This window comes from Acinetobacter sp. ANC 4779, from assembly GCF_004331055.1.
Taxonomy (GTDB): domain Bacteria; phylum Pseudomonadota; class Gammaproteobacteria; order Pseudomonadales; family Moraxellaceae; genus Acinetobacter.
This window is the reverse complement of sequence record NZ_SJNU01000011.1, coordinates 116,629-143,026: the sequence shown is the minus strand read 5'-3', so window position 1 is coordinate 143,026 and position 26,398 is coordinate 116,629. Positions and strand designations below refer to the sequence as shown.

Genomic DNA, 26,398 nt, shown 5'->3' with positions numbered 1-26,398 from the left:
AAAAACAATGAAATTATGATTTAAAAATAATCTCTTATCATGATGATATATATTAATAAATTTAAAAAATAATAAATTTTTTATATGAATAATTAGTCTTATTGTTTCTAGAAAATCATCTGAGTATATTGTGCCAAATTGAATTTTTAACTTAACAATTCATGTGATGTGATGGACAAGTACTCATGGGAGATGAGAACGAATGACAACGGAAAAAATAGATGTAAATTCTGTAGTGGATCATGCGAAATTTACCCCATTTCACTTTAATGTGGTCGCTTGGTGTTTACTCATTATCCTATTTGATGGCTACGATTTAGCGATTAATGGTGTGACTTTACCATTGTTGATGAATGATTGGGGCTTGAGTGCCGTTCAAGCAGGGATGTTAGCCAGTACAGCGCTTGCGGGCATGATGTTTGGCGCAATGTTCTTTGGATCATTGGCAGACAAAATTGGTCGTAAAAAAGTCATTATGATTTGTATTGTACTGTTTAGCGGACTGACTTTTGCAGGCGGGTTTGCCTCAAATCCGACTGAATTTGGTATTTTACGTTTCTTAGCTGGTCTAGGTATTGGCGGTGTGATGCCAAACCTTGTGGCTTTAACTTCTGAATATGCACCGCAAAAGATGCGTAGTACGCTGGTTACCACCATGTTTAGTGGTTATGCCGTAGGTGGCGTGATGGCTGCACTTTTGGGCTCATGGTTTACCCCAACTTATGGTTGGCAGGTCATGTTCTTTATTGCGGGCATTCCTTTATTTTTACTTCCGCTTATTTGGAAATTCTTACCAGAATCTTTAGCGTTTATGGTGAAGCAAAACAAACAGGAAAATGCACGTGCAATCGTGCGTCGTCTTGAGCCTTCACTTAAAGTTACCGAATCCACGATTTTTACTTTGCCGCAAGAAAGTGTGCCTGAAGCTGCAAACGTAGTGAGCTTGTTCCGTCGTGGACGTGCAACCAATACCTTGTTGTTCTGGCTTGCATTCTTTACCTGTTTACTGACGATGTATGCGTTAAGCAGCTGGTTGCCTAAGCTGATGATGGCGGCTGGTTACTCGATGGATAACAGTCTAATGTTCATGATGGTGATGAATGTCGGTGCGGTAGTCGGTATTGTCGGCGGCGGTATTTTGGCGGATCGTTTCCACTTGAAACCTGTGCTGATGTTCCTTGGGATTATGGGTGCGATTGTAATGAGCTTAATGGGCTTCCAATCGAATCAATTCCTTCTGTACATTTTAGTATTCTTGGCAGGTGCAGCTTCAATCGGCTCGCAAATGCTTCTCTATAGTTATGTGGCTCAGTTCTACCCGCTTGCTGTACGTTCGACGGGCATTGGCTGGTCTTCTGCAATTGGCCGTATGGGTGCGATTGTAGGTCCAATTTTAATTGGTGGTTTGCTCGGTATGAACTTGCCTGCGTACTTTAACTTTATGGCGGTAGGTTTACCTGTGCTGATTACTGCGATTGCAGTTGCATTGATTATGAGTGAAGATGAAGCCGAAAAGATTAAAGCATCGAAATCTGTTGCAGCGAAAGCTTAGAAATTAAGATTAAAAGAAGCCTCCGAAAGGGGGCTTTTATTATTGATAACATTAAAATTATTATGTAAGTTATTACTAAATATTTTTAATAAAAATTGGGGATAGTGTTGGATAAAAAATATGATGAGGAAAATTATCGCGTTTTATTAGATAAACGATGGTCTTTAGAAGATTTAAATGAATTTTCAAGATTATATATGCAGAATTATGCGTTTTTATATTCTCTAGAAACTAGTTTGGGTAATACTCAAACTTCTAATTTAACAATAAATTTGAATGATCATAAACTCCGTGATGGATTAACCTATGTAAATATTTATACTTTATTCAAACGTAATGTACCTTATAAAGATCATCCAAAAATTCGCGCAATATCATATGCTTCTCCGGGGTTTATTGAGTTAATATTAAATTATGAAGTAGCAATTCAATTAGCTGTAGGAATGGGGATATTTTTAAAGGGACTAGCTTCTACAGCAGAAACTTATAATAAATTGCATGATATTTATCTCGAATTAGGTAGAAAAAGGAAAGAAAAACAAAATCATCTACTAAAACTAGAAGCAGAAAAAGTTAAATATGCTCATCAGCTCACTGAAAATTTGGCAGAAGGTCTTGGGTTTCAAAGTCTAGCGGATATGTATGAAAAAATTGGAAATGAAGAAGAAGTAGCAAAATTGCTAATGGCTCATTATCGAAGAATGAAATGGTTGAGTACATTTGTTGAGAAAGGAAAAGTAAAACTTCCAAAAGAATAATGATATTCTGAAACTGACTTGGTAATTCTTTAGCATATTATGAAACTCAACTCATTCTCCCCAATCCCTGAAGATGATGAAGAACTTCATCTTCCTGAGCTTGTGTACTGGGCTTCACTTGGCGATCTTGAACAGGTGAGTGAAAGCTTAAAGCAAGGCATTGACCCTAATTCTACCGATGATGAAGGCTATAGTGCTTTACAGGCAGCCGCTGAAAATGATCACTTGGAAGTTGTGAAGCTACTGGTCAGTAAAGGTGCTGATATTGATCATCGCAGTACCTATACCGCGCTAGAACTTGCAGAAATGGCCGGAAATAAAGAAATAGTGGCTTATTTAAAAAGCTTAAAAAGTCTGCATTAATAAACTCAAAGATGAAGCCCTACATTGATGGGGCTTTTTTATATCCTTTGTTTCACTATTTACTTCAGTGATATTTCCATCCTGAGCCTCAAATTTTATTGCTGTTTTTAGCTGGATAAACATTCTGTTTGATTCTGAATTTAGAAGACAAAATTTAGCTGTAGGACTATCTCCATTAATCATAAGACATCTATAACTTAAGCCAGAATTGAAGGCTTTACGCCAAGATATCGGGACTTATCCTTTTAGGCTTTTCAGTCGACAAACTCTGACAATCTTTCAATCAAATCCTCTTTAGTCGGGTACAGAATTTTAAATTTTTAATATATTGTTTTTATTATTAAAAATAACTGTGAACTATAGTTCACAGCAAAATATGTAACAAAAAATCCTACTCTTGGCTCGTATTATCCTGTCATTTTATTTCAGATAAGGTTTTATATACCTTCAAGGTATAGGTTTATGCCTTTCAAGTTGTGGACAAAATTCCGCCAGAAACCCATTGTAGGTGAAAATTCAAGTCTCACATTGGAGGTGAGTACTCATGACAGCGACAACAATGAATGTAAATGCTGTAATAGATCAAGCCAAGTTCAAGTCATTTCACTTGAAACTTGTGCTCTGGTGTCTGTTTATTGTCTTATTTGATGGTTATGACTTGGCAATTAATGGGGTGGTTTTACCATTACTAATGCAAGAGTGGGGCATGAGTGCCGTGCAGGCAGGCATGTTGGCCAGTACAGCTTTAGCTGGCATGATGTTTGGTGCAATGGGCTTTGGCATGTTGGCGGATAAAATTGGCCGCAAAAAAGTGATTTTAATTTGCGTTTCATTGTTCAGCCTGTTTACGTTTTTAGGTGGATTTGCCACCAATCCTACAGAATTTGGAATATTACGCTTTATTGCCGGCCTGGGCATTGGCGGCGTATTGCCAAATCTAGTAGCTTTAACTTCAGAATATGCACCACAGCGTGTGCGCAGTACTTTAGTTACCACCATGTTTAGTGGCTATGCCATGGGCGGGATTCTGGCAGCGTTGTGTGGAACTTGGTTTACCGCGGATTATGGTTGGCAGATCATGTTCTATATTGCGGGTATTCCTTTACTGTTTGTGCCTTTATTTTGGAAATTCCTGCCTGAATCTTTAATATTTTTGGTTAAGGCAAAGAAAGAAGACCAGGCACGTCATTTTTTACAAAAAATTGAGCCAGCAGCGCAAGTGTCTGCAAATACACAATTGGTTTTAGCATCCAATGATCAAACGGGAAGTACCTCAGTAAAAGAACTGTTCAGTGAAAATCGTGCTGTGGGAACATTCTTGTTTTGGCTGGCATTCTTTATGTGCTTATTAATGCTCTACGCATTAGGCAGCTGGCTGCCAAAACTCATGATGGCAGCGGGATATTCTTTAGGCAGCAGTTTAATGTTCTTACTGGCATTAAATGTTGGAGCCGTGATTGGAACCATCAGTGGAGGCGTTTTAGCGGATCGCTTTGACTTTAAACCAGTGCTAATCAGTATGTTAGTGGTAGGCGTACTGTCTTTAGTTGGACTCGGCTTCAATTCTCCGCAGCCTGTTATTTATTTACTGGTGAGTCTGGCAGGTGCATCTTCAATTGGCAGCAGTATTTTACTGTACAGTTATGTGGCACAGTACTATCCGGTTGCAGTCCGCTCAACGGGTATTGGCTGGGCATCGGCTGTGGGTCGTACCGGCGCGATTGTTGGTCCAATTGTGATTGGCATGCTGTTGGGTATGGAACTGCCACATAAATGGAATTTTATCGCTGTGGCTATTCCTGGAATTATTGGTGCCATGGCCATATTCTTTATCCGTCCAGCAAAAACGGAAAAAATTAAAGCTGAACAAACCATTCCGAAATCTGTACAACCTAGCCGTTCTTGAAAATTCTCCTCTACTAAAGATAGATTATTTTAAAACTTAAGCCTCCTTCGGGAGGCTTTTTTATTTGTAGATGAGATTAATTTGAAGCATGAAAAAAGCCCCATCATCCTGATGGGGCTTTTTCGTATGGGTGACTTAGGTATAACTCCTGTCGTACCTCACTTCCTGATGCTCAAACTGATTATTATTGTTTTTAGTTTGGGAAACTTCCTGTTTCCTGATGAATTAAATATAGTGTGAATCAAACAGCTTGAATAGCTGCTGTTTTCTGCAGTTGATGTAAGCAAAAGCGTACAACAATGCTTTAGAAATGAGCTTCTACACCAAGATACGGCCCTTTAAATTTCAATTTGGCTTCCTGATCTGAACCTTCCTCTAGCTGAATATCCAGAATGCGATAACCGGCTTTGGCACCGACATCGACCAGTAGGGTATCGACAAAGTTATATTTCAGTTCTACTTGGGCATCGGTGACTTGTCGATCGCTTAACTTGGCAAAACTGGCTTCTGCCTTGGCACTGAGTCCGGTAAAGGGCAGTTTGACTCCTGCTTCTGCATAGACCATCGGTAAGGTTTCACTGACTTCTGTATTTTGGGTAACGTTCTGCTGGATATGGCCATCGAGTAATTTGGCACCGAAACCAACATCGGCCGAGACAATATTGTCGAGTATTTCGTAATACAGAATAAAGTCAGAATAATCCAGATCGAGCTGATGACTTTTTACCCCGGCAAAACTCTGATCACTTTCAGCCTGCACATTAGTATGTTTAATTTTGGCATTGGGCAAAAAAGGTACCGGATGTTCTAGGGCTACGGAAAATGATATGCCGTGATCATCTTCCAGTCGGGATTGTGGAAGTGCTGAGGCTGGATTGCTTAAATCTGCGCTGTAGTTCCAGTAATCTATACCGGCTTTAACTCCAATAAAATCGGCTTGGGCAGAGCTGACTACGCCAAGTCCAAGGATGAAGCTAAATAATTTGAGTGATTGCATGGATATCCTGAATATGCGATGTGTTATTTTTAGAAAATAATGTTGTTACTTAAATATAAGGAACTACTGCCCAACTCAGCGCATCATATAGCGAATGAAAGAAAATTGCATTGCTGTTATTTCTAGAAAATGAAAGGAATTTTTTACATGGCAGATAAAGCTGTAAACGTGATTGATTATCCCCTGTATGTGGCAGGTAAAGCGGTTAAAACCGAGCAATGGCTTGAAGTTCAACATAAATATACGCAGGAGCTGTATGCACGGGTGGCTTTGGCAAATGAAAAAACTATTGAGAAAGCGATTCAATCTGCCGTAAAAGCGGAAAAAGAAATGGCGGCTTTAGAACCTTTTCAAAAACAAAAAATCTTGCTGCATTGTGTGAAACGCTTTAGTGAAATGCGAGCAGAGTTGACTGAAATCCTGATTGCAGAAGGCGGAAAACCACGCAAGGCCGCTGCTGCTGAAGTGGAACGTTTAATCAATACCTTTCAAATTGCAGCCGATGCGGTAACTCAATTGGATGATGGACGCATGATTCCTCTGGCTGTTACAGCGGCAGCGTCGGGTTATCGAGGCATGATGAAATATGTCCCGATTGGTGCAGTCTCCTTAATTAGTCCGTTTAATTTTCCACTGAATCTCACCGCGCATAAAATTGCCCCTGCAATTGCAGCGGGTTGTCCATTTGTGCTTAAACCGGCCAGTTTAACCCCTATTTCTGCATTGAAGATTGCTGAGGTTCTGGCCGAGACAGATTTACCCAAAGGTGCATTTTCGATTTTACCCTGTCCACGTGAACATGCCGATGTACTGGTCACCGATGACCGTTTTAAACTGCTCAGTTTTACCGGTTCGGATGTGGTCGGTTGGGACATGAAGGCCCGTGCAGGGCGTAAGAAAGTGGTTCTGGAACTGGGCGGTAATGCCGCAGTCATGATTGATGCCGATACTGAAATTACGGATGCCTTGCTGGATCGTTTGATTGGCGGTGCCTATAACCACGCCGGGCAAGTATGCATTAGTGTGCAACGCATTTTGGTGCATGCAGATATCTATGCTGAACTGAAGAAGAAGTTGGTCACCAAACTGAAAAAAATCAAAGCGGCTGATCCAGAGCTTGACAGCACGCTGGTGGGGCCGATGATTAAAGAATCAGAAGCCCTCCGTCTGAAAAAATGGGTCGATAAAGCGGTGAAAAAAGGGGCAAAATTGCTTGCTGGCGGCGAGCTAAAGGGAATGATGTTTGAACCCACTTTGCTGGAAAATGTCGATACTTCGCTAGAAATTTATAAAGATGAAGCATTTGGACCAGTGGCGATTATTGAGAAATATAAGACTTTTGAGCAAGGCATAGACCGAATCAATAGCAGCCGTTTTGGCTTGCAGGCAGGAGTGTATACCCAGAACCTGAATAAAATGCTGTATGCCTGGGATCATTTGCATGTCGGTGGCGTAATTATTAATGATGTTCCCTCTTTCCGGGTCGATAACATGCCCTATGGTGGGGTAAAAGACTCCGGTCTGGGACGTGAAGGCGTGCAATATGCGATTCGTGATATGCAGGAAGAGCGTATTTTAGCCATTAAAAAATAAGAAAATTGAGGTAATTGGGGTATGGAAATACCCTGATTACTTTTAATAAAAACTCAATGAAAAATCCGTCATTCTAAGAAAAAGCACAGATTGAATTACGCAGAGTGCCATATCAGCTATATTTTGAGCAATTCATGATTTATAGATTATAAAATTAAATAATTTCCGCAAAAACTACAGAAAAAGCTCTGGAAAATGGGTATTGTTCAAGCATTGAAAGGCTCAAAAGACACAAAAGACTTTAAGCAAGATTTTGTGATGACAGCCTGTTTGCAATTTAGAACAGAATGCTCAAAAGGCGTAGAACTAACTTCAGACATAAAAAGATTAATTTTTGAATGGTACTTTTTTGCTCGCCAGATAACTCAACAACAAGCAGCATTTAAAGATATCTAAAGGTTTAGGTGTTTTATGACAGATACTCGTGAAAACTGGACATCACGATCGGGCTTTATTATTGCAGCAGTCGGATCGGCTGTCGGTTTAGGTAATATTTGGCGCTTTCCCTACATTGCTTATGAAAATGGCGGTGGCGCATTCTTAATTCCTTATTTAATTGCTTTAATTACTGCCGGTTTACCGCTTTTATTTTTAGATTATGCAGTAGGGCATAAAAATAATAGTTCACCTCCCAAAGCATACCGAAAACTGTTCCGTGGTGGTGAAACCCTCGGATGGTGGCAAGTGTGTGTCTGTATCATCATTGGTTTGTACTATGCCAGTGTTTTGACCTGGGCGGGCAGTTATGTCTACTTCTCTATTGGTCAGATGTGGGGCAGTGACCCGGAAGGTTTCTTCTTTAAAACCTATTTGCAGACTTCGGATGCAACCGGTTTTGACCCGCGTTTTGTCAGCCATATTTTCTGGCCATTGGCAGGGATTTGGGTGCTGACCTTAATCATTTTATTTGGTGGGGTGAAAAAAGGCGTGGAGCTTTCCAACAAGATTTTCATGCCCTTGTTGTTTGTCCTGTTTAGCCTTTTAGTGATTCAGGCACTTCGTTTACCAGGCGCGGTTGATGGTTTAAATGCCTTCTTTACCCCGAACTGGCCTGCGATGATGAACTATAAAGTGTGGTTGGCGGCTTATGGCCATACCTTCTTCTCGCTTTCCGTCGGTTTCGGGATCATGGTGACGTATGCCTCTTATTTAAAACCGAAAACCAATTTAACCGGTTCCGGTTTAATCGTGGGCTTTGCCAATGCTTCAACTGAAATTTTAGCCGGTATTGGTATTTTCTCAGCGCTTGGCTTTATGGCCTATACCTCAAATAGCAATGTAGAGGATGTGGTGAGCGGTGGTATCGGACTGGCCTTTATTGCCTTCCCTAAAATCATCTCCAGTCTGGGTGCCGGGGCAGATTTATTCGGGATCTTGTTCTTTACCTCACTATTTGTTGCCGGTATTTCATCGATGGTGAGTATTTTGGAAGTTCCAATTGCAGCCATGATGGACAAGCTGAAATGGAGCCGTAAAAAGGCCGTCAGTATTGTGGGAGGTGGCAGTGCACTGGTTTCTATCGTGTTATTCTCAAGCGTAAACTCGATTAAACTGGTTGATATCATTGACCATTTCATCAATAACATCGGCATTATAGGTGGTGCATTGATTTCAATTCTCTATATCACCTGGTTCAAGCGTTCAGCTTTGCTAGAACTGCGCAATCACGTCAATGCCATTTCAACTGTGCAATTGGGCAAAGGCTGGAATTTCACCTTAACTGTGGTTACCTCGTTAATTTTGATCGTTACTTTAGCAATGACCATCTATAACTTGTTATTAAAAGGTTATGGTGACTATAGTGCAAGTTTGCAGTGGTTATTTGGCTGGGGCTGCATCATTTTCTGTGCTGTAATGGCGTTTGTATTAGCCAAAATGAAAGATCGCTAGGAGAATAAAGATGAATACTTCAGCAATTGTGATGATGATTATCTCGATAGTGTTTTTATGGGGTGGATTAGCCTTGTCGATTCTTCACTTGATGAAAAATCCGGAAGAATTAGATGATGTGCTTGAAGAAGTGAAAGATCAGCATACGCTCTAAGTCAAAAAATCAGTCATTACTGACAATGCACGAAGATGAAAGCCATTATCATTTATGATGATGGCTTTCTTGTTTCTGAAAAGGAAACTGACGGATGCAAACCATTTTGCAGCACCAAGTGTGGATCGCATTTGCAGTGACCTTTCTGGCAGGATTGGCCACCGTTATTGGTGGGGTATTGGTTTTATTTTTTAGGCAACCAAGTTATCGCTTATTATCGTTCGGCTTGGCATTTTCAGCAGGGGCAATGGTTTAGGTTTCACTGACTGAAATTTTAAATCAATCGATTGCTTTGTTTCATCAGGCTTTTGATCCTCAATTTGGTTTTGCCTTGGGTACTTTTGCCTTTTTATTTGGGATGATCTTGGTCTTGCTGCTGGATCATTTCATTTCCAATCCGCATGAAACCCTTGAACCAAACAATGCCACCGAGATTGAACAACCACAGTTAAGGCATACCGCTTTACTGACCTTGTTTGTCATTACCGCACACAATTTCTCTGAAAGTTTGGCGACATTTTTTGCGACCTTAGAAAGTCTGACCTTGGGTGTGCCCTTAGCCGTGGCCATTGCCATTTATACTATTCCTGAAGGTATTGCGATTGCATTGCCGGTCTATATGGCGACCGGGCGCAGAGATTGGGCTTTAGGCGCCAGTTTTATTTCTGCTTTAGCCGAGCCATTGGGGGGCGACACTGGGTTACTTTATTTTGGCACCGTTTATAAGTTTTACTGTATATGCTGCGGTCTTTGGCGTGATTGGTGGAGTGATGGTGTTCTTGGCACTGGATGAACTGTTACCTACAGCAAAGCGCGACGTCCAAGGTCATGAAACAGTGTATGGACGGGTGATTGGCATGGCATCTTTAGCGCTGAGTTTAGTGCTGTTTAAATTTGTCATTTAACAATATAGCGTCAAAAAATATAGACATCAAAAAGGTGGCTCAAAAGCCACCTTTTTTTATGTAGACCGTCTTTATGTCGTGTAGTTATGCAATTTTCTGGATACGGCAATAGAAGAAACCATCGCCATGATCCACTTTTGGCAGTAACTGGCGACCGTGAATTTGTTCAATTCCCCAGTCTGCATCAATTTTTTGTTCTTGCGCATCGGTATGACGGGCGAAGAAATCCACCATTTGCTGTTCATTTTCAGCTTTTAAAATCGAGCAGGTGATGTAAAGCAGGGTGCCACCGACTTTCAACTGTTGCCACATGTTTTCAAGTATCTGTTTTTGCAACTCAACCGTTTTGGCAATATCACCCGACTGACGCAATAAACGAATGTCCGGATGGCGACGAATCACCCCAATCGCTGAACATGGCGCATCCAGTACAATACAATCCGCAAGCTCAGGCGCAGTCCATTTCACAGCATCTGCGGTGATGATTTCAACGTGTTTGCCATCGAGAATCAGGCGTTCCAAGTTCTCAGATACACGTTTCAAGCGTTTTTCGTCTTGATCGAGTGCAATCAGTTTTTTCGGCTGATATTTCTCTAAAAGATGCGCGGTTTTACCACCTGGTGCTGCACAGGCATCAATTACAATTTTACCGTCCAGATTAGGCACTAAAGTTGCGCAAAGCTGGGCATGTTCATCCTGTACCGAAAAACCGCCCGCTTCAAAACCTGGCAGACTCGGTACATGAATACTTTCATCCAGTACAATACCGACATCGGAGAGTTCACAACGATGGGCATCGATGCCTTCGTCTTCAAGAATGTCGAGATATTCTTCGCGGCTGACCTGACGGGTATTGACACGCAAAGTCAGTGGCGCAACCTGTTTAAGCTCGTAGCTGAGTTCAGCAAATTGCTCGCCCCAGTCTTTCTTTAAACGCTTCGCCAACCAGCTTGGCAAATTCGATGCATTTTCCAAGACATCATAGAACTGCTCAGTTTCACGTGTTGCACGGCGTAAAATGGCATTTACCACGCCACTTAAGCTTTCCATGCCCAGTTGTTTGCTGGCTTCTACCGTTTCAGAAATCGCAGCATGTGCAGCTACACGGGTGCACAGCAATTGATATAAACCGACATATAAACAGGTTTCAACCACTGGATTTTCAAGCGGTACAGTAAGCAGGGGTAAAGTCACCTGTTTCAGTGCGTGCCACTGGCGTAGACAGCCAAGCACCAATTCGTGATACAACGCGCGGTCTTTGTCTGACACGATATTCATGTGCTGATTTAATACCGATGCCAGTGATTGACCATTTTGGACAGCCAATAACGTTTTAACAACCTGAGCACGTAAGTTTAAGGTCTTACCAGAGGCGTGGGGAGATTGTCTCATTATAAAATTTGTCCGATATTCAGTTTTTGAGTTTGTAAAATTTGTACGGCATTCAGCGGTTTGCCACCGGGCCATTGTAAAGCAGTTAGCGTGATTACAGTGTTATTTGCACAGGCAACATGTACGCCGTGTTTATCAATTGCAATGATTTCACCCACTTGAGAATTTTCTGCAGTGGCATTGGATAACTGAGAATTCCAGACACGCAGGTTGTTTTTTTCATCGAGCACGATAAATGCCACCGGCCACGGGTTAAAAGCGCGAATATTACGGTCGATTTGTACCGCATCGATGGCCCAGTCAATCTGCGCTTCAGCTTTTGATAATTTGTGTGCATAGACGGTTAAAGCTTCATCTTGAACTTCACGTGTTGCTAAATAGTGTTGCAGTTTTTCTGTCGATTCTAAAACAGCGGCAATAGCAGTTGCCCCCTGAATGGCAAGTTTATCATGCAGGCTGGCAGAGGTATCTGTGGCTTCAATCGGGCAGAGGGTTTTATACATCATGTCACCCGTGTCCAGACCTGCGGCCATTTTCATAATGGTCACGCCTGTTTCGCTATCACCCGTTGCAATGGCACGTTGAATTGGTGCTGCACCGCGCCAGCGTGGCAATAAAGAGCCATGAATATTTAAACAGCCATATTTAGGCGTGTCTAAAACCGCTTGCGGCAGGATCAAGCCATAGGCTGCCACCACCATCACATCTGCATTTAAAGCTTTCAGTTCAGCCTGTGCTGCCAGACCTTCTTCAGTCGATGATTTGAAATGTAGTGGCTGATACACCGGAAGGTTGTGTTCTAAAGCCAATTGTTTGACTGCCGATGCGCTGAGTTTTTGCCCACGACCCGCTTTGCGGTCAGGTTGGGTATATACCGCAACAATTTCATGTTCTGTTTTCAACAGCGCGCCTAAAGCGACCGCTGCAAATTCTGGTGTACCCGCAAAGATGATTTTCACAGATGAAATTCCAAATAAACTTAATGCATTATAAGGCAAAAGCAGAGCCAGACCTAAGATCGTGTGCATGAAGTCCCAAACTACTGAAACTCAGATCTTTATCTCGGGTTTTTGCAGATAGCGCTTTATTCAAACCTAATTAATAATAAAATAAAGTAATGCAAAATTAAAAAATTATTCATGAAAGTTTTGTATTTAATTCAGTGTTATGGCGTTATATTAGCTTTCAGTATCAGTTTATTTTATATAAATCGTCGAAACATCCATAGATTTCTCTCATTAAAAATCATGCTTACAGGGCTTTGCTTCAATGCAACCTGTAGTAAGATATGTCTATATTTCGACTGATTTAACCTTATATATCAGTATCATTCAGCCAGAGTGAATCCTAGAATTCATTTCGAGCACAAACTTTGTTGGAAATACACAATGCCTGACTATCGTTCAAAAACATCGACACACGGAAGAAATATGGCTGGCGCACGTGGCTTATGGCGTGCAACCGGCATGAAAGATGAAGATTTTGGTAAACCGATTATTGCGGTGGTCAATTCTTTCACTCAGTTTGTCCCGGGTCACGTCCATTTGAAAGACTTAGGTCAGCTTGTGGCACGTCAAATTGAAGCATCAGGCGGTGTAGCCAAAGAATTCAATACCATTGCCGTAGATGACGGAATTGCGATGGGTCATGACGGCATGCTGTATTCATTGCCTTCACGTGACCTGATTGCGGACTCGGTTGAATACATGGTCAATGCACACTGTGCCGATGCGATGGTCTGTATTTCCAACTGTGACAAAATCACTCCGGGCATGTTGATGACAGCAATGCGTCTCAATATTCCAGTGGTGTTCGTGTCGGGTGGCCCAATGGAAGCGGGTAAAGTCAAAATTCGTGGTGATGAAAAAGCCATTGATTTGGTCGATGCGATGATTGTTGCAGCAGATGACAGTTTCACCGATGAAGAAGTGGCTGAATACGAACGCTCTGCCTGTCCAACCTGTGGTTCATGTTCAGGCATGTTCACCGCCAACTCAATGAACTGTTTAACCGAAGCTTTGGGTCTGTCTTTACCGGGTAATGGTTCGACTTTAGCTACGCATGCCAACCGTAAAAAATTATTCGAACGTGCCGGTCAGTTGATTGTAGAACTGGCAAAACGCCATTATGAACAAGATGATTACAGCATTTTACCGCGTTCAATTGCGACTAAAGCAGCGTTTGAAAATGCCATGACTTTAGACGTTTCAATGGGCGGTTCAACCAATACTGTACTGCATTTATTGGCCGCGGCACATGAAGCCGAAGTCGATTTCACCATGACTGACATTGATCGTCTTTCTCGTAACGTTCCAGTGCTGTGTAAAGTGGCACCGGCAAAACAAGATGTACATATGGAAGACGTACACCGTGCAGGCGGGATTATGTCAATCTTGGGTGAACTTGACCGCGCAGGCTTATTGGATACTTCAGTACCGACTGTACATGAAAAAACCTTAAAAGATGCCTTGGATAAATGGGACATCATCCGTACTGAAGATGCTGATGTCTACGAGTTTTTCCGTTCAGCCCCAGGCGGTGTGCCGACTCAAACTGCTTTCTCGCAAAACCGTTATTACCAAACTTTGGATGGTAACCGTGAAACCGGTGTGATCCGTAATGCAGAACATGCCTTCTCGCAAGATGGCGGCTTGGCTGTGCTTTACGGCAACATTGCACTGGATGGCTGTATCGTCAAAACGGCTGGTGTAGATGACTCGATCTTAAAATTCAACGGCACAGCACGTGTCTTTGAAAGCCAGGATGCTGCGGTAGAAAGTATTTTGGGTGGCGGTATTAAAGCCGGCGATGTAGTGGTAATTCGCTACGAAGGTCCACGTGGTGGTCCGGGTATGCAGGAAATGCTGTATCCAACCAGTTATTTAAAATCGAAAGGTTTGGGTAAAGACTGTGCTTTGTTAACCGATGGCCGTTTCTCGGGTGGTTCATCAGGTCTATCTATTGGTCACGTGTCACCTGAGGCCGCTGAAGGCGGTGCCATTGGTCTGGTAGAAGATGGTGACCGTATCGAAATCGATATTCCGAATCGTACTATTCATCTGGCCGTGGATGATGCAACCATGGCCGCGCGTCGTGAAGCGCAAGAAGCCAAAGGCTGGCAGCCTGCGGAACCACGTCCGCGTAAAGTGTCTAAGGCACTCAAAGCTTATGCGATGCATACCACCAGTGCCTCGAAAGGTGCGGTACGTGATATCTAATTTGTAGTTTGTACAGATTAAAAAAGCACTCCAGATGGGGTGCTTTTTTATTGATGATTGAAAATAACACGGTCGTATTTTACTTTGTGATCTTGCAATGATATTGCGTAGACGATGTTTTACTTTTGGCGGCGCAAAAGTAACAAAACGCCTTTGTTTTCCTGATGCAGCATCCTTGCTGTACAGAAAAACAGCGACATCCATGTCGCTTCATCATGTGATTTGGTTGGGGGTAAAAGCATTAAATGGCGTAATGCCATAACAGAGTTTTGCTTTTATGTGCTGTCTGCCTTCTATACAATGATCTTAGAATAAATTGCTCCAGACTGAAGCTTAACATCGGTCATCGCCAAGGAATAAAATAATGAGTAAAGCAAATATCCGCGAGCATTCCGCACCGGTTTACGAAGGTATTGAAAATGCACCGGCACGTTCCATGATGCGTGCCACAGGGTTTAAAGATGCAGACTTTAGCCGTCCATTTATTGGGATTGCTTCGACTTGGGCCAATGTCACACCCTGTAATATGCACATTGATGGTTTGGCACGTGAAGTGGAAAAAGGTGTCAATGCTGCAGATGGTAAGGGCATTATCTTCAATACCATTACTATTTCTGACGGTATCTCGAACGGTACCGAAGGCATGAAATACTCCTTGGTGTCGCGTGAAATTATTGCCGATTCGATTGAAGCGGTGGTGGGTTGTCAGGCTTATGATGGCGTGATTGCCATTGGTGGCTGCGACAAAAACATGCCGGGTTGCATTATGGGGCTGGCACGTTTAAACCGTCCGGGCCTGTTCATTTATGGCGGAACCATTAAACCGGGTGCCGGCCATACCGACATGATCTCGGTATTTGAAGCGGTCGGTCAATATGCCAAAGGCGAAATCAATGCGATTCAGGTCAAGCATATTGAAGAAGTTTCCTTGCCAGGCCCGGGTTCATGTGGCGGTATGTACACGGCAAATTCGATGGCTTCTGCCATTGAAGCACTTGGTATGAGCTTGCCCGGTTCATCTGCACAGGAAGCTGTTTCAGACGAGAAGCTGCTTGACTGTAACCGTGCCGGTGAAGCGGTAATGAACTTGCTGCGTTTAGACATTAAACCCCGCGACATCATGACCAAAGCGGCATTTGAAAACTCGATTAAAGTGTTGATTGCACTGGGTGGTTCAACCAATGGTGTGCTGCATATGTTGGCGATGGCACATACTGCAGGTGTGGAACTGTCACTGGACGACTTTGTCCGTATTGGGCAGGACATTCCAGTGGTGGCAGACGTGCGTCCATCAGGTAAATACCTGATGTCTGAACTGATTGCGATTGGCGGTATTCAGCCATTGATGAAACGTATGCTGGATGCCGGGATGCTGGATGGTTCGTGCTTAACCGTCACCGGTAAAACCTTGGCTGAAAACCTGGCAGATATTGAAGACTATCCTGAAGGTCAGCAAATTATTCTACCCTTTGATGCGCCAATCAAAAAAGACTCGCATCTTGTGATCTTAAAAGGCAACCTGTCACCAACTGGTGCAGTGGCAAAAATTACCGGCAAAGAAGGTCTGTATTTTGAAGGTCCGGCACGGGTATTCGAAGGTGAAGTCGGTGCGATGCGCGGAATTATGGATGGTGAAGTGCAAGAAGGCGAAGTAGTCGTCATTCGCGGTGAAGGGCCGAAAGGTGGTCCGGGGATGCCGGAAATGCTGAAACCGACTTCTGCGATTATTGGTAAAGGTTTGGGTAAATCTGTTGCACTCCTGACCGATGGCCGTTTCTCTGGAGGGAGCCATGGTTTTGTGATTGGTCATGTGACCCCGGAAGCCTATGAAGGCGGTCCGATCGGCTTGGTTAAAAATGGCGATAAAATTTCCATTAATGCTGAAACTCGAGAAATGACGTTACACATTTCCGATGAAGAAATGGCAGTACGTCAAGCCGCTTGGGTGAAGCCAAAACCGAATTACACCTATGGTGCTTTGGCGAAGTTTGCCAAATTGACCACAGGGGCTGAAAAAGGGGCAGTAACAGATTTAAATTTAGATGTATAATTGATCATTCCCTAACAAATTGTTATAAACCCTTGTAGCACTACAAGGGTTTTTTTTCGAGGTTTATCTCATGTCACTGTTGCGCCGTTGGTTTGATCCACTTCGATCGCGTTGGTTTTATCAAAAGCCGACTCGTAAAGTGGTGTTATCTACGGAACAGGGTTTAAGTATCCATTTACGTCTGGATGATGTATACAGTTATTTGGCTGTACAGCAGTTAGCTGAACTTGAAGAAATTTTAAGTGATGAACTGAAACCTTTAAAAGTGATTATTTCCAGCCGAACGGCGGAACCCCCCAATCGTATGTCTGCAATGGAGTGGCAAAATTACTGCTTAAACGATGCCAAAATCCTATCTAAACAGCATCGCTTTAGTTTCCATGAAACCCCAGAACAACCGCCGCTTGATGCCATAACACAAGCAGAAACCATCCTTCGCAATACCCCATTACGCGGTCAAGACTTTCTCTATTTACTCGAAGATGTATTTCACATGCTGTGGCAAAAACAGTATGGAAAATTACGTACATTACATGCCATGGCCAGCCGACATCATCGTGCTCAAGAGTTTGCAGAACGTATTTTTAATGATGACGAAGTCCTTGCCAGTTATTTTGAATTTGGTCAGCGCAAATACCATGCGGTAGATGATTTACTTCGGTTGATGCGTCGTTTAAAACAACAAAAACTGTTGACCGGAAATCCAATCTTTTTGATTAATCATATTGATTGGCGCGAACACTTAATTAGTGATGCAGAAGAACTCAATGAAATTCAGGCACTAGATCCAGAACTGGATTTGTATATTGCACTTGAAGACCCGATCTCGTGGTTATTATTGGCTTATATTAAAGAAGAACTGGCGAATTATTATAATATTCAGCTCAATGTCTATCCGCTTTCTTATCATGGACGCGATCTGTTTGACTGGAGTTTGGCGACGCGTCTTTCAAAACGCACAGACGTGAAATTTACCCCATTTTGCCGTCCCACACAGTCTGCCACTTTTGAGATGGCGCAACTGTTTTACAGTGTGCCTGAAGAGCAGCGTGTGGATGCGATGTATCGCATTTTGCAGGCGGTATGGACCAAAGGCAAAGACCTGTCATTTAAATCACATTTCGAGCAGATGCAGCGTGATTTAGAAATCAGTGAATTAACCCAAGAAGATATCACTGCCAAATTAAAAGAAAATGACATACGCTGTGAAATGAAATCACAGCCTGATTTTCCTGTGCTTGAACTTCGCATTGATGGTCAAAGTTATGTGTTTAACAGCTTGTACCGTGTCTGGATGATTGAAAGCATTTTTAGTAATGTTTTAGAAGACCAATATAAAAGTGAAAATGATGATAGAAAAGATGAAGAAAGAAAAATGTGAGTCTTTAGAACAAGTCCGTGAAAAAATTGATGCTATTGATACGGCATTGATTGAAATGATTGCAACGCGTCAATTTTATGTGGAACAGGCGGTACGCTTTAAACGCACTGTGCAGGATGTGCAGTCACCGGAACGGGTTGAGCAGGTGATTAGCAAAGTGCGCGCACAAGCCATTGAATTGGGAACCGATCCGGATTTGGTTGAACACCTGTATAGAGAAATGATTCAACGTTTTATTCAACGCGAACTGAAAGAGATTAGACCCTAATTTGCTTTTAGTGAATGCCCAGCATGCCAAAAAAAGACACCTTTTAAGGTGTCTATTCGAATGGTGCGATAGATCTATTAGGCCAGTCGGTAATAGGTATAGCTCACCTGATCACTCTTATACACCGCATGGCTGTTTTGGCGGAAATCAGAAACCCACTGGCGGCCGGTATAGGCAGCAATATGACCATACACATGTTTTTGGGTTCTATTAATAATATAAATGTCGCCTTCCCGCGGTTGATCAAATGACGCTTTGATCTTCTTGTAGCCAATGGTCTGGAGCGTACGACCCCAATCTGCAGCTGCCACAGGATGGTTTAAAATTTTGGCGCCTGCTGACTGTAGTGCAATACGAATGCTTCGTGCACATTTTTTGGTACTGGTGGCGGATGACATACTATGTAACTTTTGCGTAAATTTACGCACATCAAGATAGGGGATACCTTTATTTTTCTGGGGATTCTTGGCTGTTAAAGCTGATTGATTATCTTGATATTGCTGGGAGATTATTGCAGTATTCTGGTTTGTAGCATTCATCATATTGCTATGCTGTACATCATAAATCATTCTTAAATTTCTACCTTATCTTCAATTGCTCTTAGAAAAAAATAGACAACATTTTTCAGAACTGGAATACCTATTTTTTTTCCTTAAATTGGTTCAATTGATATGTTATTACATATCGCTTGCTCATCAGGAATTGGTACTTTAAAAGCTTTTTGATCAAATATCCACCCACTTCACCGCTTAAAATAGTAAAAAAGAGAGCCAAAAGGCGGTTAAATTGACGCGATTAACGCCAGAAGAGCAGAAGGGACAATTTAGAAATCAGTCAGTTAAGCAAAACTTATAAATATGTTATTAATTGAGTGAATTTTTATGTAATCATGCAATTAATTGGTGATTTTTTGATCAAAAATTAACATTTTGTCATATTTAAACTGTAAATTTCTAACATCGATGGGGTGAAAATAGGCTCAATCTTTGCTTGAGGCTGAGTCCAAAAAACAATGATTTTACATTTTTTCCGATTCATCTAGCATCGCATTACCATTTAAAGAGTGCCGATCATGATTGGGTTTGTTATTGTAGTATTTGCCATTGCCGGTATGATTAAAGGCACCATTGGTCTGGGTTTACCTGCAGTTTCCATGGGCCTGCTGACCATTTTTATTAGCCCCTACCAAGCCGCCACTTTGCTTATTGTGCCCTCTATGGTGACCAACTTTTGGCAGCTGTTTGCAGAAGGTCATGTGCTCAAATTGCTTCGCCGTTTTTGGCCCTTATTGCTGGGTATTATTGTCGGTTCGATCTGGAGCATTTTCCCGACCCTCGGACATAGCGAATTTCAAAGTGAAGCTTTACTCGGTGGAATGCTGGCATTGTATGGGTTGTACGGTCTATTCTCAAAAAATATGCCGAATCTTGCACCGCATGAAAAATGGTTATCTCCGATTATCGGCTATCTGGGCGGTGCGTTGACAGTGGCTACCGGTGTGGTGGTAATCCCAGTTGTCCCTTACTTGCAGTCACTGCATTTAAAACGTGATGAACTGGTGCAGGCCTTAGGATTGGCATTTACCATTTCTACCCTTTGTCTGGCTGTATTTCTGCAGCAGAATCCAGTTGAAAATAGTGCTATCGACTACAAAATGTCATTGATTGCATTATTACCTGCGCTGATCGGGATGTGGCTGGGCACAAAAATTCGCTCTCGCATTCCGGAACAAAAATTCCGTAAAGTGTTCTTTTGTGGCTTAGTTATTTTTGGTGGCTATATGATGCTTCATCAGTTTGGTATGATCTAAAATTAAGCTTTAAGGGTGATTGTTTTTGCTAAAATTAAATCAATAATGTGGATTTTTGTGAGAGTAAAAACTGACTGAAATGTTGATAAGATACCGGCAATTGATCAAAATTTTTCGCTGCCAAGAGTAGTTTGCGATTGGCCCAGTCTCCAGTTAGTTCAAGGTGATGAAAAGAATAAACCGTCTTTAAACGACTGGCTGCACGTTTCGGCATAATTGCAATACCGACCCCATTGGCAACCACTTGGGCAATTGCGGCAAAATTGGGTAAACGTAAACGGTACTGAATTGCGCAGCCGAGTAATTTAGCCTGTGTTTCAATGGACTGTTGCAGGGAATGGTATTGCATTAAACCGACAAAGAGATAATGCAGCACATCGACTAATTGTAGTGCTGATTTATCTTTGAGTTCATGATTCAGGGGGCAAATCAGGACTAAAGGATCATCGATAAATTCCAGCGTTTGTAAATGATCAGAATTAAAAAAACTCGAAATTAAGCCCAATTGTGCCGTGCCTTTTTCCAGGGCCTGAATAATATCGTTGGTTTCAGCTTCTTTTAAATCGATCTGTATATTGGGATTTTCAACCAGATATTGCGGAAGGAGCAGGGGAAGGTATTCACTTTGTGCAGAAGAATTACACCAGAGCGTCATTTGCGAATTTAAGCCTTCGGCAAAAGCGGCCATGACCTGTTCAAGATGCCTGCTTTGTTGCATCAGTAACTGTGCCTGTTCCACAAAAGTCTGCCCAGCGATGGTCAGTTTGACCCCTGATGCATGACGGGTAAATAAAGGCACTGCGAACTGTTGTTCAAGTTTTTTAATCCGCTCACTGGCGGCTTGTAAGGAAATTGACGAGCGCTCAGCACCTTTGGTTAAACTGCCAGTATCTACAATATTTAAAAACAGCTGTAGATCAAAAAAGTCCAGTCGCATGTGCTGTGTCATTAAAGTGAAAGTCAGCTCATCATACTAAAATTGTGTTGGTATCAGATATAAAAAAAGCAGCCTTGCGGCTGCCTGAAAATATGTATTTATATTTATGATTTATCGCCTAAGCTAAAGAACCAGTTGAGTATCAAGGCTGTAAATGTAGCCGTACCAATACCGCCCAAGTTAAAATGACCAAATTGCAGTGCAAAGTCACCTGTGCCTAAAATAATGGTTACCGCAGCCACCATCAGGTTTTTGTTTTTAGAGAAATCAACTTTGTTTTCAATCCAGATTTTTGCCCCGGCAATGGTGATTAAACCGAATACCACAATCGATGCACCGGTTAAAATTGCAGTCGGAATGGTATGAATAATCGCACCAAATTTAGGCGATAAACCCAAAAACACTGCAAATACACCAGCAAATACAAAGATGATGGTGGAATAGACCCGGGTCACTGCCATCACCCCAATGTTTTCGCCATAAGTGGTCATGCCCGGGCCACCGACACCACCGGATAAAGTGGTGGCAATACCATCAGCCACAAATGCTTTACCAATGTACGGATCCAGGTTTTCACCGGTCATGGCACCGACAGCTTTAATATGACCCAAATTTTCAGCCACCAAAATCAATGCAATTGGAGCAATGATCAGCATGGCATTGAAGTCAAAGACCGGGGAGTGGAACGTTGGCATACCAAACCATGCCGCTTGCTGAATGGGGGTAAAGTTAATCGGTGTACCGTAGCCCATCACATTAGAAACAATGTAATAAGTCAGATAAGCCAGCAGCAATCCAATCAGTAACAACAGCCGTTGCAACAAACCTTTGGTGAATACTGCAATCGAGCCCATGCACAGCACGGTCACCAGTGACATCCACATGTTAAAGTTATTGCCTGCCACCCCTTTCACCGTAACGGGTGCAAGGTTTAAACCAATAATCATGACCACAGCACCGGTGACGACTGGAGGCATCAGTTTTTCAATCCAGTTGGTGCCGGTTGCCATGACAATAAAACCAAAAATGGCATATAACACACCACAGGCCATGATACCGCCAGCAGCCACAGCTAAATTGGCATTGGGTGCGCCTGTACCAGACGCGGCATAGCCAGTAGCAGCAATCACCACACCAATAAAAGCAAAACTTGAACCTAAATAACTCGGTACACGGCCACCGGTAATGAGAAAAAACAGAATGGTACAAATACCGGACATTAAAATGGCCAGGTTCGGATCAAAACCCATCAAAAAAGGTGCAAGAACTGTTGCGCCAAACATGGCAAAAGCATGTTGCACCCCTAAGACTACGCTTTGAGCAGGGGGGAGATACTCATTGGTACCGACTGGACGTGCATCGATTTGACCTGAATAAGGACGCCATTTGGGAAACCAGCTGGACATAAAATGAGCACTCAAAAGATAAATTGTGCACATCATACTCTTGTTTTTTAGAAGATTTAATCGTTTTGATAATATATTTGTTCAAATTAATCTACTGAGTTTTCTGGTTTTTTTACCGTATGGTAAAAGTTTTGGTATTGGAAAATTAGCATTAAATCAGCGAATTGATGGATGAATGCCGCCTGCTTATTATTTATAAGCATACTTATTCCACTGATAAACCATATGATGTTTTTTGCTCATGGATGCTCAAAAAAAAAGCACATCATAAAGATGTGCTTTGCTGTACAGATGAAATGTTTAACCGGTATTACGCAAACCTGCGGCAATTCCGGCAATACTGACCATCAAAGCGTGATCGACCGGGGTATGTTCAGCCGGATATTCCGCCAGATAGCGACGACGGCGTTTCATCAGTTCAGCCTGTAATAAATGCAGTGGAAGTAAATACGGTTTACGCACTTTCATGGATTGATCGAGGACTTCGTTACTGCTGAGCAGTTGCGATTCACCTTTTAAAGCCAACAAGGTTTGGACCGCATCCTTTAAACGTTGACGCAGCTGTTCACCCAGTATTTTTAAATCTTCATCATCGGTTAAATGCGATTCGTAATATAGGGCCACATGACTGTCGGCTTTAGAGAGCACCATTTCCAGCATATCAATCAGGGTCTGGAAATACGGCCACTGTTGCAACATCTCATCGAGCAGCGGTTTTTGACCTTGATCAAGCACCTGATTAATCGCAGCACCTGTACCGAGCCAAGCAGGTAACATCAAGCGAATTTGCGTCCAGGCGAATACCCAGGGAATGGCACGTAAGGATTCAATGCCGCCGCTAACTTTACGTTTTGCCGGACGTGAACCTAAAGGCAACATTTGTAGTTCTAGTTCTGGGGTGACAGTGCGCAGATATTTCACAAAATGTGGGTTTTCACGTACCGTTTCACGATAGACCTGTACCGACAAATCGGTCATGCTGTGCATCAACTGACGCCATTCATCTTTAGGCACGGGCGGTGGCAACAAGGTTGCTTCCAGCGTTGCTGCGGTATAAATTTCCAGATTTTGTAATGCAATGCCTTCCAGACCGAATTTGAAGCGGATCATTTCACCTTGTTCGGTGACCCGAATCGCACCCGAAATAGAACCCGGTGGCTGTGAAAACAGCGCTTGCTGGGTCGGTGCACCACCGCGACTGATGGAACCGCCACGACCATGAAATAGTGTCAACTGCACGGCATGTTTTTGTGCAATCGAAGTCAGTTCTTCCTGCGCACGGTATTGCGCCCAGTTGGCCGACATAAATCCGGCATCTTTGGCAGAATCCGAATAGCCAATCATCACTTCATGCTTGCCCTGAATATGCTGTTTGTACCAGTGCATATTGAACAAGGTGTTCATGGTGTCAGCTGCACCGTCCAGATCTTTCAGCGTTTCAAATAACGGTACCACCCGAAGAGCATGCTTAATACCGGCTTCTTTTTGCAGCAGTAACACTGCCAGCACATCACTTGGATATTCAGCCATCGAGATAATATAAGCACCCAAGCTTTCTTTAGGTTGTTCAGCTAAGGTGCGCATGGTGGCAAAGACTTCCTGCACATCCGGATGTTCAATCAGGCTTTGTGCAGGTTCATTTAAATGTTTCGGCAGCAAAGGACGCTTGCTTTGTAATTCTTGCAACAGGAAGTTTTGGCGCGCCTGTTCGGTCCATGTTTCAAAATTGCCCAAGCCTAAATATTCGGTAATGGCCGAAATGGCCTGACGGTGACGACCGGATTCCTGACGGATATCCAGTTTGAGCAATTCAATACCAAAACAGTTGACCCTATGAATAAAGTCGAGCAGTTTGCCATTGGCAATTTCAGGCAAGTTACAGGCAATCAATGAACGGTAACAGAGCAATAATGGCTGTAATAATTCATCTTTGCTTTTAATCACCAGACTGTCGTCGGCATCATGACCTTGTAATTTTTCAGCCAGCCAATGACGGGTGGCTTTTAAGCGTTCACGGGTATCACGCAGATATTCACGGTACGGTTCTGCATGTGGATGTCCCAGCGCCTGCATCAGCTCATCACTTGCGTTTTGAATCGAGAGTTCCCAGCGCAGGTCTTCAATATCACGCAGGTATAAGTCGGCGGCTTTCCAGCGTGAAAGCCACAGTACTTCTTGGGTAATATTATGCGTCACATTGGGATTACCATCGCGGTCGCCGCCCATCCAGGAAGCAAAACGAACCGGTGCAATGCTTAAAGGCAAACGCTGTCCGCAGTGCGCTTCAACCATTTCATCCAGTTCACGAACGAACTTCGGTACCGCATTCCATAAGGTCTGTTCAATGGTGGTAAAGCCCCATTTTGCTTCATCAACCGGGGTCGGGCGGTGCTGACGAATTTCATCAGTTTGCCATGCAGAACAAATCAGCTGTTTCAGTTCTTCGAGCACCGCTTTACGTTCACGCGGAGTCAGTTTTTGTTGGTCCGCTTTGAATAAACAGTCATTAATACCGTCATATTTTTGAATCAGGGTACGGCGGCTGATTTCTGTTGGATGCGCGGTGAGCACCAGTTCAATGTTCAGTTCGCAAATTTGCTTGAATAGCGTGTCTGATGAAATTTCATGCGCTTTAAATTTTTGGAACAGATGATCCAATGGGTTTGGTGAAGGCGCATGTTCATCAAATTCACTTTTACGACGACTTCGAACTACATTGTACTGTTCGGCAATATTGGCAAAGTTCAGAAAGTGGGTAAACGCACGTGTCAGGGGAAGAATTTCCTCATCTTCCAGACTTAAAAAAAGTTGTTCGAGTTGTTTTTCTGCTTCAACCTGACCATCACGGGCACCTTTAGATAGCGCACGAATTTGTTCAACCTGATTAAACAAATCTTGACCTGCATGTTCCTTGAGGGTCTCTCCCAGTAAATTCCCGAGTAAGCGTACATCCTCACGCAGTGGAGCATCAATTTGTTGAATCATTTTTTTCATTCTCCCTAGGCTTCTGTTTTGAATATACCCCGATTAGATGACATTCCAAGTAGGGGAAGACAAAAGTATGTAATCTGTTGGTGATAAAATAGCACTTGATCTGCCTAGTATGCTGTTCGAAAAATGAAAGCTGATTTTTAAATGATTTTTTACGTGATTTTTTTAAGCTGTTTTTTGATATTTCAGCATAAACAATTCAATGCTGCTTAAAATAATCTGCTGTTTTTCTGCGGCAGTGGGGATGGCACGAATGCCGAGTAACACTTCGTGATGACGCACCCCCAGCAATAAAGACACAATCAGCCAGGTCAGGGTTTTTAATTCTTCTGCTTGAATAAAACCCAGCTCAATCGCCTGCTGAAAAAAGTTTTCCCAAACGGCATGCATGCGCAGATGCGAAGCATTATAAAACTTCTGCGCCAGGGGATTTTGTTCAGCCGCCAGTTCCAGTAACAACAGTTCCAGCTTAATGGCTTCGGGCAAATTAATAATATTCAGCGCCAAGTCACAGGCATGGATAAATTCTTTATTAAAATCACTGTCTGGCTGCAAATTTAGTGGCCGAGCACTGATGAGTTCCTCACAGGTCGCTGCAATGGCACAGACAAATAAATTGGCTTTATCCTGAAAATGATTGTAGACCGTCAGTTTGGTCACGCCTGCTTCTTGGGCAATCTGATTCATGCTGGAACCCTGATAGCCACACTTCAAAAATAACTTTTTTGCCGCAGTTAAAATTTGCTGACGTTTTTCCAAATCCTTCGGACGACCCACATTTATTTGCACAATTTTTTCCAAAAAAATCAAAAAGGTCATTGCTTTGA

Annotated in this window: 22 protein-coding genes and 1 pseudogene; 14 read left to right on the top strand and 9 right to left on the bottom strand. The window is 42.7% G+C overall.

Going from position 1 to position 26,398, the window contains the following annotated elements:
• Nucleotides 1-202 precede the first annotated feature (202 nt).
• The 4 genes from E0H80_RS13125 (at nucleotide 203) to E0H80_RS13110 (ending at nucleotide 4,579) form a co-directional block, all read left to right on the top strand.
• Nucleotides 203-1,552, top strand: a complete 1,350-nt coding sequence (locus E0H80_RS13125) for an aromatic acid/H+ symport family MFS transporter (protein WP_131366512.1) — start codon at nucleotides 203-205, stop codon at nucleotides 1,550-1,552.
• Between the two features lie 107 nt (nucleotides 1,553-1,659).
• Nucleotides 1,660-2,310 (top strand): hypothetical protein, encoded by a 651-nt coding sequence (locus E0H80_RS13120; RefSeq protein ID WP_131366510.1) that lies wholly within the window; start codon nucleotides 1,660-1,662, stop codon nucleotides 2,308-2,310.
• A 39-nt stretch (nucleotides 2,311-2,349) separates the two neighbouring features.
• Nucleotides 2,350-2,673, top strand: a complete 324-nt coding sequence (locus tag E0H80_RS13115) for an ankyrin repeat domain-containing protein (protein WP_131366508.1) — start codon at nucleotides 2,350-2,352, stop codon at nucleotides 2,671-2,673.
• A 544-nt stretch (nucleotides 2,674-3,217) separates the two neighbouring features.
• On the top strand, nucleotides 3,218-4,579 hold the full coding sequence (locus E0H80_RS13110) for an MFS transporter (protein WP_131366506.1): 1,362 nt from the start codon (nucleotides 3,218-3,220) through the stop codon (nucleotides 4,577-4,579).
• Between the two features lie 304 nt (nucleotides 4,580-4,883).
• Here the strand turns inward: E0H80_RS13110 and E0H80_RS13105 are convergent, their stop codons facing one another.
• Nucleotides 4,884-5,576, bottom strand: coding sequence for a TIGR04219 family outer membrane beta-barrel protein (locus tag E0H80_RS13105; RefSeq protein ID WP_131366504.1), 693 nt, complete (start codon nucleotides 5,574-5,576; stop codon nucleotides 4,884-4,886).
• 147 nt (nucleotides 5,577-5,723) lie between these two features.
• Here E0H80_RS13105 and E0H80_RS13100 point away from each other — a divergent pair, with 147 nt between their 5' ends.
• The 5 genes and pseudogenes from E0H80_RS13100 to zupT all read left to right on the top strand — a co-directional run bounded on the left by E0H80_RS13100 (nucleotide 5,724) and on the right by zupT (nucleotide 10,118).
• A complete protein-coding gene (locus E0H80_RS13100; RefSeq protein ID WP_131366502.1) occupies nucleotides 5,724-7,169 on the top strand; it encodes an aldehyde dehydrogenase family protein in 1,446 nt (481 codons plus the stop codon).
• A 195-nt stretch (nucleotides 7,170-7,364) separates the two neighbouring features.
• On the top strand, nucleotides 7,365-7,565 hold the full coding sequence (locus E0H80_RS13095) for a hypothetical protein (protein ID WP_067864862.1): 201 nt from the start codon (nucleotides 7,365-7,367) through the stop codon (nucleotides 7,563-7,565).
• A gap of 15 nt (nucleotides 7,566-7,580) precedes the next feature.
• Nucleotides 7,581-9,059 carry a sodium-dependent transporter gene (locus E0H80_RS13090; protein ID WP_131366500.1) on the top strand — a complete coding sequence of 493 codons (1,479 nt, stop codon included), beginning with the start codon at nucleotides 7,581-7,583 and terminating at the stop codon, nucleotides 9,057-9,059.
• 10 nt (nucleotides 9,060-9,069) lie between these two features.
• Nucleotides 9,070-9,213 (top strand): methionine/alanine import family NSS transporter small subunit, encoded by a 144-nt coding sequence (locus E0H80_RS13085; protein ID WP_067864859.1) that lies wholly within the window; start codon nucleotides 9,070-9,072, stop codon nucleotides 9,211-9,213.
• Between the two features lie 94 nt (nucleotides 9,214-9,307).
• Nucleotides 9,308-10,118 (top strand): annotated as a pseudogene (gene zupT, locus E0H80_RS13080) (zinc transporter ZupT).
• Nucleotides 10,119-10,202: 84 nt separating this feature from the next.
• Here the strand turns inward: zupT and rsmB are convergent.
• Both rsmB and fmt read right to left on the bottom strand, forming a co-directional pair.
• Nucleotides 10,203-11,510, bottom strand: a complete 1,308-nt coding sequence (gene rsmB, locus E0H80_RS13075) for a 16S rRNA (cytosine(967)-C(5))-methyltransferase RsmB (RefSeq protein ID WP_131366498.1) — start codon at nucleotides 11,508-11,510, stop codon at nucleotides 10,203-10,205.
• Nucleotides 11,510-12,469: a methionyl-tRNA formyltransferase gene (gene fmt, locus E0H80_RS13070; RefSeq protein WP_131366516.1), complete on the bottom strand. Its 960-nt coding sequence runs from the start codon at nucleotides 12,467-12,469 to the stop codon at nucleotides 11,510-11,512. The genes rsmB and fmt overlap by 1 nt, the downstream gene beginning before the upstream one ends.
• A 429-nt stretch (nucleotides 12,470-12,898) precedes the next feature.
• Between fmt and ilvD (E0H80_RS13065) the strand changes: the two genes are divergently transcribed.
• Nucleotides 12,899-14,728, top strand: coding sequence for a dihydroxy-acid dehydratase (gene ilvD, locus E0H80_RS13065; RefSeq protein ID WP_131366496.1), 1,830 nt, complete (start codon nucleotides 12,899-12,901; stop codon nucleotides 14,726-14,728).
• 119 nt (nucleotides 14,729-14,847) lie between these two features.
• Here the strand turns inward: ilvD (E0H80_RS13065) and E0H80_RS16660 are convergent, their stop codons facing one another.
• Nucleotides 14,848-14,988 carry a hypothetical protein gene (locus E0H80_RS16660; RefSeq protein ID WP_165494316.1) on the bottom strand — a complete coding sequence of 47 codons (141 nt, stop codon included), beginning with the start codon at nucleotides 14,986-14,988 and terminating at the stop codon, nucleotides 14,848-14,850.
• A 104-nt stretch (nucleotides 14,989-15,092) separates the two neighbouring features.
• On the opposite strand from E0H80_RS16660, the gene ilvD (E0H80_RS13060) reads away from it, so the two are divergent.
• From ilvD (E0H80_RS13060) to E0H80_RS13050, 3 genes are all read left to right on the top strand, one after another.
• On the top strand, nucleotides 15,093-16,778 hold the full coding sequence (gene ilvD, locus E0H80_RS13060) for a dihydroxy-acid dehydratase (protein ID WP_131366494.1): 1,686 nt from the start codon (nucleotides 15,093-15,095) through the stop codon (nucleotides 16,776-16,778).
• Nucleotides 16,779-16,848: 70 nt separating this feature from the next.
• A complete protein-coding gene (locus E0H80_RS13055) occupies nucleotides 16,849-18,159 on the top strand; it encodes a hypothetical protein (RefSeq protein WP_131366492.1) in 1,311 nt (436 codons plus the stop codon).
• On the top strand, nucleotides 18,140-18,427 hold the full coding sequence (locus E0H80_RS13050) for a chorismate mutase (protein ID WP_067864841.1): 288 nt from the start codon (nucleotides 18,140-18,142) through the stop codon (nucleotides 18,425-18,427). Before E0H80_RS13055 ends, E0H80_RS13050 begins: the two co-directional genes overlap by 20 nt.
• Nucleotides 18,428-18,504: 77 nt before the next feature.
• Here E0H80_RS13050 and E0H80_RS13045 read toward each other — a convergent pair whose 3' ends face one another.
• Nucleotides 18,505-18,969, bottom strand: coding sequence for a hypothetical protein (locus tag E0H80_RS13045; protein ID WP_228259998.1), 465 nt, complete (start codon nucleotides 18,967-18,969; stop codon nucleotides 18,505-18,507).
• Nucleotides 18,970-19,499: 530 nt separating this feature from the next.
• Here E0H80_RS13045 and E0H80_RS13040 point away from each other — a divergent pair.
• Entirely contained in the window at nucleotides 19,500-20,237 is a 738-nt protein-coding gene (locus E0H80_RS13040) for a sulfite exporter TauE/SafE family protein (protein WP_131366488.1), read from the top strand.
• A gap of 34 nt (nucleotides 20,238-20,271) precedes the next feature.
• Here E0H80_RS13040 and E0H80_RS13035 read toward each other — a convergent pair whose 3' ends face one another.
• From E0H80_RS13035 to E0H80_RS13020, 4 genes are all read right to left on the bottom strand, one after another.
• Nucleotides 20,272-21,174 (bottom strand): LysR family transcriptional regulator, encoded by a 903-nt coding sequence (locus E0H80_RS13035; protein WP_131366486.1) that lies wholly within the window; start codon nucleotides 21,172-21,174, stop codon nucleotides 20,272-20,274.
• A 104-nt stretch (nucleotides 21,175-21,278) separates the two neighbouring features.
• The gene (locus tag E0H80_RS13030) at nucleotides 21,279-22,580 is read right to left on the bottom strand and encodes a solute carrier family 23 protein (protein ID WP_131366484.1); all 1,302 of its coding nucleotides are present in this window, start codon (nucleotides 22,578-22,580) and stop codon (nucleotides 21,279-21,281) included.
• A gap of 300 nt (nucleotides 22,581-22,880) precedes the next feature.
• On the bottom strand, nucleotides 22,881-25,565 hold the full coding sequence (ppc, locus tag E0H80_RS13025) for a phosphoenolpyruvate carboxylase (RefSeq protein ID WP_131366482.1): 2,685 nt from the start codon (nucleotides 25,563-25,565) through the stop codon (nucleotides 22,881-22,883).
• Nucleotides 25,566-25,736: 171 nt separating this feature from the next.
• Nucleotides 25,737-26,360, bottom strand: coding sequence for a TetR/AcrR family transcriptional regulator (locus tag E0H80_RS13020; protein WP_131366480.1), 624 nt, complete (start codon nucleotides 26,358-26,360; stop codon nucleotides 25,737-25,739).
• Nucleotides 26,361-26,398: the final 38 nt, after the last annotated feature.